Below are 15,452 nucleotides of genomic sequence, written 5' to 3'. Positions count from 1 at the left end.
AGGATCATAAGGAAACATAACGTTAGCCCCAGCTCAAATGCCGGGGCTTTTTAAAATGCTAAATCCTTTGGTCAACTAAGAAATTTGTTTAATATTGGAAGGAAAGGGCTTATGACAGTAATATGATTAGCTGCTGAAGAAATAAATTTTTCATATCGACTTTTAAAATTCTTTGTACCAACTGTATTCTTTAATTCATCTGTTTCTTTTAATAGACGACTTTTTTCTGCTTCTTCAATAACTAGAGATTGGATGGATTGCTTCAGATGATCAAATACTTCCAAATCGTTTTTTATGATAACGTTAGTATTGGTAGAGTTGTCTGTACTATTAATGCTAAAATTAGCAAAATCACCACCATGGTTGTGGTTATGTATTACGGTCCATTGTTTTGTCTCCAAGACAGAACTTCTGCTTACTTTAACCCTATAATGGGCAGGAGTGCCAAAAGCCTTTTCTGTATATCCTCTATCTAATACTATATAATTTTCTTCTAAGCCGTTTGGTAAAACTCGAATTATTCGATCTCCTTCCTCAATAGGTAATGAGCAATCCGCAATTAAGACATAATCAAGGTTTATACCTGCTCGAATATCACTATACATTGTTCCGTTCTTCTTCTCGACAATTATAAGATCTTTCATTAAGCTTTTGATCATCTCAGTTTCATCTTTAATTTTAAAATATTCTTTTTGTAATTTTTCAGGCATAAAATCAATATACTCATCTAGGTCTATATCGAAGTGAAAGTTAAAGTTTAATGGGTCAGCCTTATAATGGCTTAAAAATGCTGGAATAGATTGAAAATCTAGATCTTCAAAACACCATTCCAAATAAAAGTGTACATCGTCGAGGTCAGATAAGCAGAATCTTTCATCGTCGTCATTGTCTAATTGTTCATTTTTTTGTTTAGGGAAAAATATCTCATTATCCTGATCGACCTCCGCCACATATGTTAATACTCTCCATAATACTTGCTGATGAAGAGGATCAAGACTATATGTGTAACTTTTGTCTTGCAAATACTCTCTTAACTCAGCAACTGCCTTCATACATTTTTCTTTGTTAGTTCTATATAAAAAAGCTGGAAACAATCTTTGATAAAGCTCTTCATTCTCGTCTTCCATCTCTATATCAGCGATATCAAAATAAAAGTAAAAAATTTCGTATAATCTTTTATGAGCTTCTTTGAAAAGGGACTTATCTAAGTTTTCAATATATATTTTTATCAATCTAATCTTCTCCTTATAACGATAATAGTTCCATATTATTACAAACTTAGTGAGTAAAGGAGTCTTTTTTATAAAAAATATTTTGTGAATTAATATTCAGTTATTAAAACTGTCGGCAATCCAAGACATGTTCGATTTATCCCTTGACGAAGTCGGGGGATAAATCAGGACATGTCGGATAAATCCAGATGGATTTATCCAAACCGTACACGCTTAACGGAGGGTACCTAGCTACCCTCCGTTAAGACGTTTCTTTTACTTTAATGCCCTGCCCCCAGTTAGGGGGCAGGGGGCTTGTTTACTTCTTCTTCTTGTCCTGGCTCTCCTGAATCTTCTTCTGGGTCTTCTTGCTGACCGAGATCTTCATGTTGCTGCCGACGTCATTCGGGTTCGGCTTGCCGTCCTTCTTACCCATGTGAACCTCCGGTTGGTGTCTTCGGGGATTTTCCCCTGCTGACATGAACTACTCTATCATGCGTACCGGGTCTGTCAAAGCGAAATCGATGTGGCCTGAATCACATCTGAACCAGTGGTGCTGGTCCGGTTTCCAGCATAGAATTTAGATAGCAAGAACAACAAAACAGGGAGAAGACATGGCTCTGGCAATGTCAATCATTCTCGGGCTTCTGGGAGCTGGCGGTTACTTCCTGGTCGTTGGGGAGTCAAATACCCCGGCTGATCGGAAGAAGAAGAAGCTGGGTCTGTGGCTCAATCTGGTCGCACAGATTCCGTGGGTGGTCTTTAACCTGACCACTGGGGCGTGGGGACTGTTCCCTGTCAACGTCATCACCGTCATTAGCAGTATTCGGGGGCTGCGCCTGCTGTGTATGGCCGACGAGTCTGATACGGAGTAATACAACAAGGGAAAGCCTTCCGCCAACAAGGGCGGGGGCTTTCCTTTGTTGTAAGTAAGGCGAGCGCAAAGATACAGCGGGGTCAAATTTTTTTCTTGTAGTAATTTCTTCTATGTAAGTGTGTAGAAGAGTGGAGGGACTGTTCCACCACGACGACGAAGCAGAGTACCTAGTAATAATTCTCGGCGGCTATTTAGCTTATTTTTACTAACTTACAGGTAGGATAATTGATATATAGAATTGGAACCGGACAGTCTTATGTAAGACTACTAGAACATCGTGAGAACAGGGACTTTAGTTTCTTTTTTCTCTTTCTTTTATTTGATATCGTTAACAAAAAGGGTTTAAAATCCAAAGGAGGATTAAAATGGAAACAGAAAAAGCTCCAAAGAGAGGGAAGAAGATTAGCCTCATTCTTTTAAGCCTGTTCTTAGTTGGGATGATCGCTGTTATTATTTTTAATTTTACGCGTCCCAGTGGAGATGAATTGGTGAATAAGTTTGAGGCTGGAGTAAATCAAGGAGATATTGATTCGTTAAAGGACATTGTAAAGAGCAAGGATGGTGTTACGATTACAGATGACAACCTAAAGCAGTTAACGGCTTACGCAAAAGATGAACCTGATTATTTAAAAGTACAGGTATTTTTAATGAAAGCGCAAACAGCTATTGAGGAAAAAGACGAAGAGGCTAAATCGCGAAATCCACTCTTTGAAAGGGCCACTGAAGGAGAAATATTAAAGGCAGGCGATTATTACATAACAAAAAAGGGTGGACTTTTCTCTTCATATCACATCTATCCAAGACCGTATTCCTTAACAGTTTCTTCCGATCAACCTGGATCAACAATCAAACTGAACAATAAGAAAGTGTTGGAAACAAAAAAGGATAATTTAGAAACGACCGTACGTAACTTGGCCCCTGGGACATATTCTGTACAGGGATCAAAGAAGTACGATTATGCAGAAATACAGAGCAAAGACGAAGTTAATCTATTTGAAGATGAAAAATTCAGTAAAGAAGTTTCTTTGGAATTAACCGGAGAAAAGATACCAATTGTAGCTAATGTAGAAGGAGTTTCTATCTTTGTAAATGGCAAGGATACTGGAAAAAAAGCAACCATTCAAGAGGAGGGAGGACCCTTCGGCTCAAGTGGCGAAGAGGAAGAATCGTATGGTCCCTTCTCTACTGATGGATCTGTGGAAATATACGGAGAATCGAAGTACCCTTGGGGAGTTGCGAAAAGTGAACCTGAGACGGTTACCGAAGACACAGGTAGTATTGATGTAACGCCAAGCCCGTTTGTTAATGACGAGGTTAGGGATCAAATCGTTAAAACCATCAATGATTTCGCAAAACAGCAACTTGAAGCCTTGGTAAAACAAGATGCATCGGTTATTAAAACAGCAACAGATAACATTGTTAAAGAGCATGCAGAGGATATCCAGTCAGATAAATCGTACGACAACTATTGGAAGGGTAAAGCGATAGGCACGCGTATTGATATTGATAAGGCTACGTTAGCCAACAAAGAAGATGAATTTCAAATCGAGGTACCTGTTGAATTTCATTATAAATTCAAAGAGTATAACAAAGGATGGGATGATGAAGATCCCTTAGAAGAAGAGTTTAATACGGATACAGTAATTCTAACTTATAATGATGAATCAAAAAGCTGGCTTATCAGTGAAATTAATTCGAGTTATTTTGGTGATGATGAAATGAAAGGTAAGAATGTTATAAAAACAAAGTTTTGAGGCGTGAAAAATAACAACAGTAGAGGTGAGTTCGCTTCAAAAATGGCTAGAGCAATCTGTCTAGCGTCTGATAATGATAACCCTTGATGTATGTGTAAATTTTATCTCAAAGAAAATTAAGAATGGCTTTTTCAAGGGGTAAGAGTATGGATAAATTAATTATATAGTTTTCTCTGTGTGAGAGTGGGTTAGGTTAACCAATTAACCCGCAAACAAAACCCTGAGTTATGGAAACAGCTGAAACTCCGGGTTTTTGCTTGTTTAGAGTGGAGAGGGGTTTTTGGAAGAAAAATTATAGAACTCACTTCTTGAATTCTTTCTATTTCTATATCTAGGAATTTTACAAAGGTCTTTTGTGTCCAATAATTTAATTTATTTTTACATCAATCAAATCCTCTTGTTTAAGTTTATGTATTTCATTGTGGTAATCCACTATCCTGAATTCCCCTTTATAGGTGTCTACAAAGTGTACCTTTCCAATCAATAAATAAAAGTCGTCGTCTTTAAAATATGTAAAGCATAAATACAAATTTTCAGACATTGCTTCACATATGGTTTCTTCTATCAGTTGGAGTTGCTGCTCATCAAGTTCTGGTTTTACTTTTTTACTTTGGTCCCTGTCAAATTCCCTTAATTGTTTAACATGCTCTGGCAGCATCATCGCTGTCCATTTAATACTACCTCTGTCTCTGATCAAATTGGCCACCTCCTTTAGATATAATATAACCGAACAAGTGTTCTTGTAAACCGTATGATTTTATCCTATATTGCAATTTATTGTCATAAGACACAATCTCATTATTGTAAAATTGTGTTATTGTGTTACCTTTGAATAGAATGAGATTAGTCAATGAAATTTAAAATGAACAATTCGGAGGGATATACATGAATAACGAGGAAGAAAAATTAAAAGCCAAGTTAAATGCTCAATTAGATCGTATTAATAAGCAGCATGATACCATCCGAAAATTAAAAGGGGATAGAGAACCCTATAAACACCTGGATAAGAAAGATACGGTCACAGTCTACACAAATGATAAAAAAGCAATGAAGTTCTGGGAAGAATAACCCATGGAGAACGAAAAGTCCGTTCTCTCCATGGGTGCTCTTTGCAAAGCAAAACTTGAATTCAAACATGTGGAAACCGGTGAGTCGGTTCAATCCTCTCCGCGGCCAGTTCTTGTACTTCGAGATCTTGAAGATGGAGCAGTTCAAATCGCCACGCTTACTTCAAGAATAGAAAAAAGACACGTAGCAGAAATTGGCCACATCCTGGAAGATTCTTTAGAATACGGATTGATTAAGAAGTCTGCAGTTCTTTGCTCTCCTTATAATATTGGTTATTTATCCAGAGAGAACCTTTCAGAACCATTTGGAAAAGTACCGTTAACCGAAATGGTAAAGGTATTCGATAAGGTGGAACAGGTCAATAAAAAGGAACATAACTTACATATGAAGTTAGTCAGTGAACATGAAAGGTGATAATTTTACCGTTCTGGCAAAGAGCCGTTTATACTACCTTGCTAAATTCAAATGAGGTGGCCTAAAACTATGAACAGAACACAGCAAAGTGCAAATCAAAAAAAGAACGTTAGGTATATATTAAACATTTTTATATACCTGACTTTATTGGCTTCTGTAGGATTTGTTATTTTCCTTTTAGTCACTCATTTTACAGATATGCTTTTACTTTTGCTGTTAGGGTTTTGTATTGTAGTTGCAATTATTATTTTTTGGAGAGTCTTGTTCTGGATTACTGGAGCTGTAGCAGTTATTGTTATTATCTGTGTAGGTATTGCTCTATTAGGTTACATTGGAAAAATATTGCAATAAGCCTTAATGTTTTAAAGGTTTTATTTCGACCAAAAATAAAAACTATTTATTCATTGCGATATGAATATCAGCATTACTGTAAAAGCATAATGTGTGAGCCTTTGAATATAAGGGCTTTTTTTTCTGGAAAATTATATAATAGATTAACAACCTATTAACCATAGAATGGAAGTGAAAGAATGAATAATAGAAAACCAATTGGTGAAGAAACAAGATATCGGTTACTGAACTGGAACATTGGTCAAATTCCATCAGAACGACTTTCGGGATTCTTCTTAGCTCATGAGAATTATGAAGAAATAGAGCCTTCACAACCAGGGGGAGGGGCGGATGGAAAGAAAGATTTTCTGTGTAAAAAGGATGGACTTCTATGGATTGGAGCTTGTTATTTTGGGATTGGAGAAAAAGACTTTGTACGTGATATAAAAAAGAAGTTTAAAAAGGACTTAGCTGGTGTTCGCTATAACAATGCAAAAGGAATTGTGTTTATAACAAACCAAAAACTTTCGGAACACCAAAAAGGTATTCTAAAAGGCTTAACCAAGGAATTGAAGGTGGATCTAATCCTCCTTGATCGTATGGTGCAAATATTAAATAGTGTTTCCGGTTATGGTGCCCGTCGGGAATATCTCGGTATAGAGATGTATGAGGAAGAAAAGGCTGCGTTCTTCAAGTGGCAACTGCAAGAAATTAAATCGCTTAATAAAGCTCAATTTGATGCTATTTGTGGTTCAAATAGTATGTTAGTTACTAATCCTCCATATGTCGGACCAGAAATTTTTAAGCACAACAATAGTTTAAAATCTAAAAGACCTAAAGTATATTTAATTCTCAAAGGTATTGTAACTGAACAAATTTTTAATTTGATTGAATATAAACCCGCAACATCTAATTAAAGGAACAGCTTGGTTCCATTTTAAAATATTGCAGAATCAAAAGGAATTAAGGTTTGAACAATTATTTGAAATCATTCTTAGAATATCTAAGGCGTATCTTGTATAAGTGGAAGGGGAAAGTTGGCAAATCTTTACGCTTACAAAAGCATTTGTTGTCACTAAGGGTAAGCTCCGCACTTATTACAACGCCCTTAAAGGAGATTAATTATTGGATAAATTATTAAAAGAGATCTCAAACACTATGTTAAAAAACGGAAAAATTGACAAAGGGAAAGTATTAACCATTGCACAAACCTATAACCATTCAGAAGACTTTTATAACTACGCTAATATATTCAAAAAGACCGGAAGAAAAGTTGCAGAGGAAATGATGGCTGATAATAGGATTGAAAAATTAGATACCATTTTCTTCCCTGTTGTATTTTTATATAGGCATAGTATTGAACTTATCCTAAAAGCTATTGGTTTTAAGTATATAGAGTCTAGGGAATCAAGGAAAAACTTTTTGAAAGAGACATTTCATAATTTAAGTTTGATACTTGGTGAAATCGAACCTTTTTTAACAGAATTTATTTCTGTTGACAAAAAGGGATACGAATGGTTAAAACAGCTTTTAAATAATATGACTGATATGGATAGAGAATCAGATTCATTCAGATACCCTTTTAAAATATTAAGAAATAAAAACGATAAGCCAGTGTTTAAAATGAAATGGGTATTTGAAAAACAAACTCATATTGATTTAATTAAACTGGTTAATAAGATGGAAATTGCTTTTGAAATACTTAATAACTATTATTCAGAGAAATATATAAAAACCGATGAACATCTTAGCTATCATCCGGAGTTTTTAGAAGAGGGTGGAGATTATTATGCCCAGAGTGTAGTAGGATTTGCTTACAATAGAAGCAAAATGTATCTATATATTAATGGGTACTGGAAAGCAGCTGAGCTACTGATGGATGAAGCATTTAAGTCTTCTACTAAAATCAATTTAAACTTCCTTCCTGCTTGTTATTTATATAAAAATGCACTTGAATTATCTTTAAAAGAGATTCTTTTTGATGTTTATAATCAAGAAAAAGCACTAGAGCATATATATCAAAAAAAACACAGTGTTTTGGGCTTATGGCAGTGTATTGAAGGGAGAGTATTAGATATTGCTAAAGGTTCGAAAGAAGACTCTATATATACTTACAATTTTGGATTGTTACATGAAATACATACTTTTGATGGTAGATCAGATAAATTTAGATATCCAGTAGATAAACATTTGGAGTACCATTTTAAAGAAGAAAAAAAATATAATATAGAGAATTTTAATAATCTTTTTTATCAAACATTAACTTTTTTAAACGGTATTTCTGGAATGATTGATCATTACAATGAAATTCAAGCAGATTTTGAAATTGAAATGAGTAGTTGGACAGACTATTATTGATTGTATGTATCTTTTCGAGTTGAATTACAAATTGCAACTATTAATTAATAGTGTTAAAGAGAAGAAAAAAATCTTCTCTTTTTTATTTAATCACTTTTTTTATTTTTAAAATTTTAAGACATATGTTGTAAGTTTTTTGCTCATGTATTTTGTAAAATGAAAAGCAGTATTTTTATTTGTTTTTACATGATATACAAATGATTTTCCTTTTTGTAATGCTATCAATTCGGTTTTCCCAAGTATATTGACAATCAGGACATCTCCAAAATCTCCTTTTTCCAGAACCCACGAGAACATCTAAGGGTGTATCCTTATTTTTTTCGAAATCCCAATACTTTAAAAGATCAGGTCTTGCATTTTGAAGTAACTTTTCAGGTTTTTGCTTTTTACCGGAACAGTAGGGACATCCATTTTTATTTTTGCCAATTCGATTTGGGATATTGCTTTCCCATGTATGTTCAGGATTTTTTTTACACTTCCAAAAATATTTTTTATGACCTCCCATTTTTAAAAGTTCTAAATTCGCATTTTTATTTTTCTCAAAGTCCCATTCTTGAAAGATATCAGCATGCTGTTGTAATATTTCTCCGTTTTTCTGTCTTAAATTGATTTTATTGCACTCTGGACATGAAACTTTGCTGTCTGGAGACTGTATCCAACGATGGTTCCTTCCGCATTTCCAATGCAATCTTAGGGTAGAATAAATTCCTATATCACTAGGAGCATAAACATTAGATTCAAAGTCCCAATATCGCATTAACTTGTGATTCCTTAAAATTGGATTCTTTATAATCGTTTTCGAATAGCATCTTGGACAATCCTTAAATCGTTTTGTTCTTCTGTTGATTTCTTTATACCACTCATGTCCTTTGTTGCATTTCCACCAAGCACTTTCTTTATTTCCGCATAATAACGTATCCATATTTAAATGCTTATTTTTTTCAAAATGCCACTCGTTAAAAAATATTGGATAGTCTTTTAACAGCTTACCTGGATGTCCATCACAGGGTACTTTGGGCTCTATATCCTTCATTTCGCATTTTGGATTAGGGCATCTATAAGATTTCCTTCTTTCGATATAATCAATTCGTTCTTGCCATGCGTGATTGCATTTTTTACATCTCCAAAATGCATTTGATTCAGATTTAGGAGTGAATTCAAAAGGGGTTTTTTTATTTTTTTCGTCGTCCCAGTATTGAAATACCCATGGACGTTGGGTACCTAGTGAATTTTCTATACTAACTTTTCGACCGATACAATAAGGGCAGCCTTCATTTTTACTTGCTAATCTTACCCTTATTCCGCTTTTAAAAGAATGTCCCTTAGAACACTTCCACCAGGCATCTTTAGGAGAACTTGGAACAACTTGAGAAGGATATATTTCATCAACATTGTTTTTCTCAAGATCCCAATATTCAAGGATTGCTGGGTTTAAACTTTCTAAAGAATTCGTTTCATCTACATAGAGATTTCGGCAATAAGGACACCCATATCCCATTTTTGTTCGTGTATATATAATAGCTTCCCATTCATGTCCGCATTTACCTAACCACCATACTTTTTCCTTTGATCCAAAGGGGAAGTATTCAGGTTTTAAAATGCCATTTTTTTTAGGATGCCATTGCGCTGCAATTTCAGGTGTCTTTTGAAAAATATTGTTTTTTGCCCTGACACGGTGATACATTTCCAAAATTCGTACTCGGTCTTTGGGTACATCAATTTCAAATGAATAATCATCTATACCTAAAAGAATCATTAATTTATGCATCATTTGAGTTCTAATTACATCATTTATTCTTCTACCCTCTCCAATCATTAATTCATCTTCTTGATTTTGAGTTAAAGAAGGTAGTTCTCCTTCGCGTACGTTAATAATTCTGATTCCAGCTCTTTGAAAGGTCAGTCGTTTTCTTAAATCTTTCTCAAATTTATTTTTGTGGGTTCTGGAGCCATCGTATTCTATAGCAATATTTAAATTCTCTATATAAATGTCTGCTTCAAATGTTTCTCCATAGATATTTAATTTTTTACGATTCTTAATATTAGGAAATATCTTTTGAAGATAATAAAGGATGCATTGTTCAGAGAATGAAGTATTTGTTCTCTTAAAGCATTCAGGACATCCAACGCCGCGCTTGGTACGGGGATGTATAATTGCCTCCCATTCGTGCCCATACCTACAAAACCACCAAACTTTTTTTCCTGAGCCATTCGTAAAATCATTAGGTGTCAAATCTCCATTTTTTTTATAATTCCATTCAGCTGCAATAGGTGGCGAAAGAGTAGCTAATGAGTTTCCTTTATATGCTTTTAAGTTAGAACAATAAGGGCACCCACTATTCTTTTTAATTCGATTATGACATGTAGCTTTATATGAGGGGTGGCCTTTTTTACAAATCCACCAGACTTTCTTACCTGAACCTACCGTAAGTGTATTGATTAAATTTTTTTGGTTCTTTATATAATCATATTCATTTAATAATTCTGGGTGGTATTCTTTTAGTAGCTTTCCCATATCTATCTCTCCTACTCTCCTAGTGTTCTACTGGTGATTGGTGTAATAGTTGCAACTCAGCTTTCTTCAAGAATTCTGTAAAAGATTGGATTTCCCTTTGCACATAGATGTTTTTTTTCCGTGAGGTTCAAACGTTTCAAGAACGACTATTTATCAAGAATAATATAAAGAAAAAGAGGTTTATAAAGGTGAAGATTACAAATGTTCTCCCGTTTTTTTATTTCTCCTAAAGCCCCTTTCTTGTGAACGAGAATCCGGGTCTATGGAAGACCGAGTAGATTAGGCTAATACGAAACGACTCTTTCAGGGGTTAGGTCAGTAATGGGGAACAAAGGACCAAAGCAAAAATTTATTTACCGGACTCAAAATCGTGTTCCTTCGGGAGTGTCGGTTCGACATCGACCACCGGTACCATTACATAACTAATCAGCATGTATATAAAAGACTTCTTACACTTGTAAGAGGTCTTTTTTTACGTTTGTACACAGAAGGACCTAGAAGAGCTATTTATGAGAAGTAAAAGTTAATGAAGGTGACGCAAATAAATACTCGTTTAAGGGCTCTTAGATCGCTCTACAACTTCCTGCAAAAGAACAAATACCTTCTTTCCAGTCCAAGGAAGAACATAAAGCTACCCGGGGATCGTCAAAAGGCAATTGAACAATTGATTAACACAATTAGAAAAAAAAAGTCGTTTGTTTGTTTTAGGGACGAAGTGATAAGCTGGTCTTTTTAAATACTGGGGTTCGATTATCTGAGTTAGCTGGAATCAACGTTGGAGATGTTAGGGGAAACAAGATAATTATTAGGCAGACAAAAAATTTAATAAGTACACAGATGAAAGCTCAGTCTAAAATTATTGAGAGCTTTAAACTGCTAGGATAAGATGCTTCTCAAAAGTTCAAAGAAGAGCAGGCTAAGCCGGAGGATTTAAGTAACGATCCACTTTTAAAAATTATTGGAAGGGTTTAGGTTATAAGATGCCTATTTGTATTTATATTTAGTTTTTCTTAAAAAATAATTTTTTGAATAAATTTAAAATCACTTCTTCTAACTTCCCTAAAAATACATTAAAATAGGAGTTACAAAATAATGGAAGGTGATTTTTAAATGAAAATTAGATTCCTCCAATTGTCTGACCTACATTTTCACCACCAAAACTATAATACAATGAAAATGAGAGATGAACTCGTTTCTTATTTAGGAGAAATGAAAAAGAAAGCCGGCTTCAACTTTCTACTAATAACCGGAGATATTGCTCATCGGGGTGATTCTTATAATGAGGATATTAAAACGTTTTTAAATGATCTTATTAATGAAATCGAAATTCCTAAAAATGAGGTTTATATTATACCAGGTAATCATGATATCTCCCGAGAAGATAAAATGAGGTCACTTTTAATTGCTGGTATTTTAAGTTCCGCTAATCCTTCTGAAAAAATTGATGAAATCGATGAAAAGAGTTTTGAAACTTTATTAAATGCACAATCAAATTTTTTTGATTTTTATGAAGACTTTTTAGGAGTAGAATATCCAAAAGAGGAATTACACTTTTTAAAAAGTGCAGAGCACTATAATGTATTTTCGATTAATACTTGTATAATCTCCGACAAAGGAGGAGAGGAGGGCAATTTATTAGTAGGGAAGAAAAAATTTTATAATGCAATAAATAAATTACGAAAAATAGATAATGAAAAAAAGCTAAATATTGCAATTGGCCACCATACCTTAGCTTGTATTCATCCTAGTGAGAAGCAGTCCATTATAGCTAATTTTGACGATAAGGGGATTGACTTATATCTTTCAGGTCATGTTCACAGTCCTGCTTATAATGTAACTGTTAATTCAAGTGCGAACCCATTTGTTGAGTTAGTAAGTGGTGCAGTCGTATCTGATGAATACGCTATTCCAGGTTTTGTGGTCGTAGATGTTAATTTGGATAATGGAGAAGCTGAAGCTTGTTTTCATATTTGGAACACGTCAAATGATTATTGGGCAGTAAATAACCAGATAGGAAGGCGAACAAGGAATGGTATGATGGAATTTAGTCTTGAGCGCCTAACTAAAAAAAAAGATAGTAATGGTGAACTCTTCCAAGATGAATCTGTACAAATCGACGAAAATGAATTCAAACAGTTTATAATTGATTTTCATGAAAAATTAAACTTTGAGGGGCCTACAAGAAGTAATTTAGATAATAAAGTGGAATTAGAGAATAAATTTTACAATATGAAGTGCAGTGATACTTTTCAAAAAAGATTTGAACGTTATTCCCGATATTTTGGGACTATTTCAAATATAATGGAGTCTACAGCATATGTTAGTGCAGATAAGAAGGATTTAATTGCAGAAATTATTATTGATAAATACCTTGAAATTCATAATAACTTTAACAATGGCGATGAAATTTTCCAGAAAATTTTAGATGAAACAAGCAGTCAATATGAAAATTTACTACCATACTCAAAACTAAAAACAAAAAGATATATCAAAATTCTATCTGCTTGGAGTATTTATGAATGTGATATTTTTAACGAAAATAAAAGGTTCGCTGAGAAATGAACGAATTGATTTTTAATGATTCTACGATGTCAATAATTAGAAATTCGATTTATTTATATGCAGTTGAAAATAAAACCATTTCTTTTGGAAAGGAATGTATCTCTCTTGATGAATACCGAGGATCCAAAAAAGAACAAGGAAAAACAGGTATGAATTATTTTTTGCTATCAAAATATCTTTCAGTAGAAGAAAATGTATTATTTACTGCAAAGGTACTATATGAACTTTTAGATAATAAACGACAACATGTGGATCAATTATTTTTAGATTTTGCAAATAAGCAAGATATTACAATTAATCTGAATGTAGAAAGAATATTATATTTGGCATTAACCTTTTTATTTTCACTAGGAAAAGTAACTATTATTGAGAATATGATTGAAAAAGTCGAGGATGAGGCTACATTATGATAATACAAAGTTTATATGTTATTTCATTCGATAAGGGGGATATCCTAAAAAAATATTCTTTTAACGAAACAGGAGTAAACATAATTCTCGGGGAGAAACGGGAGAATAATGATGAAACAAATGGTGTTGGTAAATCGACAATGATTGATTGTCTTTCATTTTTACTAGGTAAAACAATTCCAACCTATTACTCCAATAATGAGATACTCTTAAAGAAAGATATTTTTATTGCTCTGCAGATAAAATATAAAGATAGAATACTTTTTTTAGGTAGATCTTTTAATAATCCACGCTACGGTTATACCTTAGAACATATGAGGCCAGCACTATTAATTGAGGAATGGAAAAAAATCAGTTTAAAAGAATATAAAGAGATTGTAGAGATAACAGTTTTAAAAGAAACTTGTGATAATATCTCATTTGCTGCATTAAGGGAATATATAATTAGGGATGAAAAGACAGGATTTAATGATGTTCTTTTACCAAATAGAAGTAGCCTTAAACAATTTAGTCTCCTTAATTATTTATTTTCAATGCCATACCTCACTGAACTGGAAATCAAATCATTTAAAGATATCATCGATAATATGAATAATGAAATTAAAATGATAGAATCAATGAAAGTAAATATAACCGCGCTAAGGGTAAAAGAAGAGGAACTAACTACGTACATTGAAGAGTTGGATCAAAGAATCAAACAAGCTAAAACTACATTGCATTATAACAAAAGCTCAAATAGGTACACTGATATAAAGAAGCAACTAAATGGAATACAGAATCAAATTTTTGAATACGAGCATATATGCAATCAGTACCAAAAAAATATTGAAAATTTACAAGTAAAAGCTAATGAAATAAAACAACTTGAAAATGTGGAGAAATTTTATCAAGATTTAGTGGGGTTTTTCCCCAATGAAGTAAAAAAGAATTATGCTAAAGTAAAAGAGTTCTATGACTTTATGGTAGAAAGCAGAGGGAATTATTTTAAGGATAAAATTTCTTCTTTAAAGTTGAAATTGAAAAAGCTGTATGAAGAAAAAGAAAATATAGAAAATGAATTAGAAGAGACAACGAGAATTTTTAAAAGCATAGATTATGTGGAAGATATAACAATAGTAATGGATGAAAAAAGAAAGAAGGAATTGGAATTAGCAGAGATCCGGGTTAGAATAAGAGATTATAATAAAAAAAATGAGATTGCAGAAAAAATTAATGAAATACAACAGGAAATCATAAGAATTAACATGATGAGATATGATGAGTTTTTGTCATATAGTAATAAAATAAGTGAACTCCATCATTTATTTAACGAATTGATGGGAGTAACTTATAAACAACATGGATTCTTGGTTTTTGAATATGATAACAGAATAAGCTATGCTAGTAATTCAACTACTGGTAGGGTCAAAATAAGTTGTTCGATTCCAGATGAAAGATCACATGGAAGGTTACATATGAAAATAAATATGTTCGATTTAACCTGGTTTATTAACAGAATTAATAACGACCTTGGCATTAACTTTCTTGTTCATGATGGCTCTTATTCAAACCCTGATCCATATGTAAAAGGCACTTTATTGAAGTTTTTAAATAAAAAACTGAAGGAAATTGGAAAAGGACAATATATTATTACGATAAACAAAACAGAATTGTTAGAAGAGGATTTAAATTCTTTCGAAAAAGCTGGTATGGTAATTGCAAAGCTGGACAGATTAAATAAGAATCAGAATAGGTTTTTTGGTTTTAAATTTTGAGTTTAAGTATAGATCTTTTTTTACAAGAAATCACCTTGAATTTATTATCAAGGTGATTTTTCTCTATTAAAATACATGTTCATGTAATTTATTTTCGTTATTAGGGAATTTTTTATTTCATTTAACAATTTTAAGCGTTTAGTATCTTTTATTTCTCTAATTTTAGTTTTAAAGTCTTCTGCGTTTTCTTATACAATTC

13 protein-coding genes are annotated in these 15,452 nt (G+C 33.1%); 10 read left to right on the top strand and 3 right to left on the bottom strand.

Annotated features, from left to right (window positions below):
- Window positions 1-71 precede the first annotated feature (71 nt).
- Window positions 72-1,232 carry a hypothetical protein gene (locus tag QNH15_RS19920; protein ID WP_283889929.1) on the bottom strand — a complete coding sequence of 387 codons (1,161 nt, stop codon included), beginning with the start codon at window positions 1,230-1,232 and terminating at the stop codon, window positions 72-74.
- A gap of 593 nt (window positions 1,233-1,825) precedes the next feature.
- Here QNH15_RS19920 and QNH15_RS19915 point away from each other — a divergent pair.
- Both QNH15_RS19915 and QNH15_RS19910 read left to right on the top strand, forming a co-directional pair.
- A complete protein-coding gene (locus tag QNH15_RS19915) occupies window positions 1,826-2,086 on the top strand; it encodes a hypothetical protein (protein ID WP_283889927.1) in 261 nt (86 codons plus the stop codon).
- Window positions 2,087-2,453: 367 nt separating this feature from the next.
- Window positions 2,454-3,842, top strand: a complete 1,389-nt coding sequence (locus tag QNH15_RS19910) for a TcaA 3rd/4th domain-containing protein (RefSeq protein ID WP_283889925.1) — start codon at window positions 2,454-2,456, stop codon at window positions 3,840-3,842.
- 367 nt (window positions 3,843-4,209) lie between these two features.
- On the opposite strand, the gene QNH15_RS19905 is transcribed toward QNH15_RS19910, so the two are convergent.
- Window positions 4,210-4,548 carry a YolD-like family protein gene (locus QNH15_RS19905; protein ID WP_283889923.1) on the bottom strand — a complete coding sequence of 113 codons (339 nt, stop codon included), beginning with the start codon at window positions 4,546-4,548 and terminating at the stop codon, window positions 4,210-4,212.
- Window positions 4,549-4,727: 179 nt separating this feature from the next.
- Between QNH15_RS19905 and QNH15_RS19900 the strand changes: the two genes are divergently transcribed.
- From QNH15_RS19900 to QNH15_RS19880, 5 genes are all read left to right on the top strand, one after another.
- Window positions 4,728-4,910: a hypothetical protein gene (locus tag QNH15_RS19900; protein ID WP_283889921.1), complete on the top strand. Its 183-nt coding sequence runs from the start codon at window positions 4,728-4,730 to the stop codon at window positions 4,908-4,910.
- A 3-nt stretch (window positions 4,911-4,913) separates the two neighbouring features.
- Window positions 4,914-5,324, top strand: coding sequence for a hypothetical protein (locus tag QNH15_RS19895; RefSeq protein WP_283889919.1), 411 nt, complete (start codon window positions 4,914-4,916; stop codon window positions 5,322-5,324).
- Window positions 5,325-5,393: 69 nt separating this feature from the next.
- The gene (locus tag QNH15_RS19890; RefSeq protein WP_283889918.1) at window positions 5,394-5,675 is read left to right on the top strand and encodes a hypothetical protein; all 282 of its coding nucleotides are present in this window, start codon (window positions 5,394-5,396) and stop codon (window positions 5,673-5,675) included.
- A gap of 179 nt (window positions 5,676-5,854) precedes the next feature.
- A complete protein-coding gene (locus tag QNH15_RS19885) occupies window positions 5,855-6,571 on the top strand; it encodes a hypothetical protein (RefSeq protein WP_283889917.1) in 717 nt (238 codons plus the stop codon).
- Window positions 6,572-6,779: 208 nt separating this feature from the next.
- Window positions 6,780-8,012 (top strand): hypothetical protein, encoded by a 1,233-nt coding sequence (locus QNH15_RS19880; RefSeq protein ID WP_283889915.1) that lies wholly within the window; start codon window positions 6,780-6,782, stop codon window positions 8,010-8,012.
- Between the two features lie 172 nt (window positions 8,013-8,184).
- Here QNH15_RS19880 and QNH15_RS19875 read toward each other — a convergent pair whose 3' ends face one another.
- Window positions 8,185-10,527 carry a zinc-ribbon domain-containing protein gene (locus QNH15_RS19875; RefSeq protein ID WP_283889913.1) on the bottom strand — a complete coding sequence of 781 codons (2,343 nt, stop codon included), beginning with the start codon at window positions 10,525-10,527 and terminating at the stop codon, window positions 8,185-8,187.
- A gap of 1,110 nt (window positions 10,528-11,637) precedes the next feature.
- Between QNH15_RS19875 and QNH15_RS19870 the strand changes: the two genes are divergently transcribed.
- From QNH15_RS19870 to QNH15_RS19860, 3 genes are read left to right on the top strand one after another with little or no spacing between them, the layout of a single operon-like run.
- Window positions 11,638-13,089, top strand: a complete 1,452-nt coding sequence (locus tag QNH15_RS19870) for a metallophosphoesterase family protein (protein ID WP_283889911.1) — start codon at window positions 11,638-11,640, stop codon at window positions 13,087-13,089.
- The gene (locus QNH15_RS19865) at window positions 13,086-13,499 is read left to right on the top strand and encodes an ABC-three component system middle component 6 (RefSeq protein ID WP_283889909.1); all 414 of its coding nucleotides are present in this window, start codon (window positions 13,086-13,088) and stop codon (window positions 13,497-13,499) included. The genes QNH15_RS19870 and QNH15_RS19865 overlap by 4 nt, the downstream gene beginning before the upstream one ends.
- Window positions 13,496-15,253: a DUF2326 domain-containing protein gene (locus QNH15_RS19860; RefSeq protein WP_283889908.1), complete on the top strand. Its 1,758-nt coding sequence runs from the start codon at window positions 13,496-13,498 to the stop codon at window positions 15,251-15,253. The genes QNH15_RS19865 and QNH15_RS19860 overlap by 4 nt, the downstream gene beginning before the upstream one ends.
- Window positions 15,254-15,452 lie beyond the last annotated feature (199 nt).

This window comes from Fictibacillus enclensis (assembly GCF_030123385.1).
Taxonomy (GTDB): Bacteria; Bacillota; Bacilli; order Bacillales; family Fictibacillaceae; genus Fictibacillus_C; species Fictibacillus_C enclensis.
Note: the sequence above shows the minus strand (reverse complement) of the source record. Positions and strands in the feature narration are given on the sequence as shown.

Excerpts from the sequence above, each read along its gene's own strand:
- QNH15_RS19915 (WP_283889927.1), top strand. The coding sequence starts at position 1,826 with ATGGCTCTGGCAATGTCAATCATTCTCGGGCTTCTGGGAGCTGGCGGT.
- QNH15_RS19910 (WP_283889925.1), top strand. The coding sequence starts at position 2,454 with ATGGAAACAGAAAAAGCTCCAAAGAGAGGGAAGAAGATTAGCCTCATT.
- QNH15_RS19900 (WP_283889921.1), top strand. The coding sequence starts at position 4,728 with ATGAATAACGAGGAAGAAAAATTAAAAGCCAAGTTAAATGCTCAATTA.
- QNH15_RS19895 (WP_283889919.1), top strand. The coding sequence starts at position 4,914 with ATGGAGAACGAAAAGTCCGTTCTCTCCATGGGTGCTCTTTGCAAAGCA.
- QNH15_RS19890 (WP_283889918.1), top strand. The coding sequence starts at position 5,394 with ATGAACAGAACACAGCAAAGTGCAAATCAAAAAAAGAACGTTAGGTAT.
- QNH15_RS19885 (WP_283889917.1), top strand. The coding sequence starts at position 5,855 with ATGAATAATAGAAAACCAATTGGTGAAGAAACAAGATATCGGTTACTG.
- QNH15_RS19875 (WP_283889913.1), bottom strand. The coding sequence starts at position 10,527 with ATGGGAAAGCTACTAAAAGAATACCACCCAGAATTATTAAATGAATAT.
- QNH15_RS19870 (WP_283889911.1), top strand. The coding sequence starts at position 11,638 with ATGAAAATTAGATTCCTCCAATTGTCTGACCTACATTTTCACCACCAA.
- QNH15_RS19865 (WP_283889909.1), top strand. The coding sequence starts at position 13,086 with ATGAACGAATTGATTTTTAATGATTCTACGATGTCAATAATTAGAAAT.
- QNH15_RS19860 (WP_283889908.1), top strand. The coding sequence starts at position 13,496 with ATGATAATACAAAGTTTATATGTTATTTCATTCGATAAGGGGGATATC.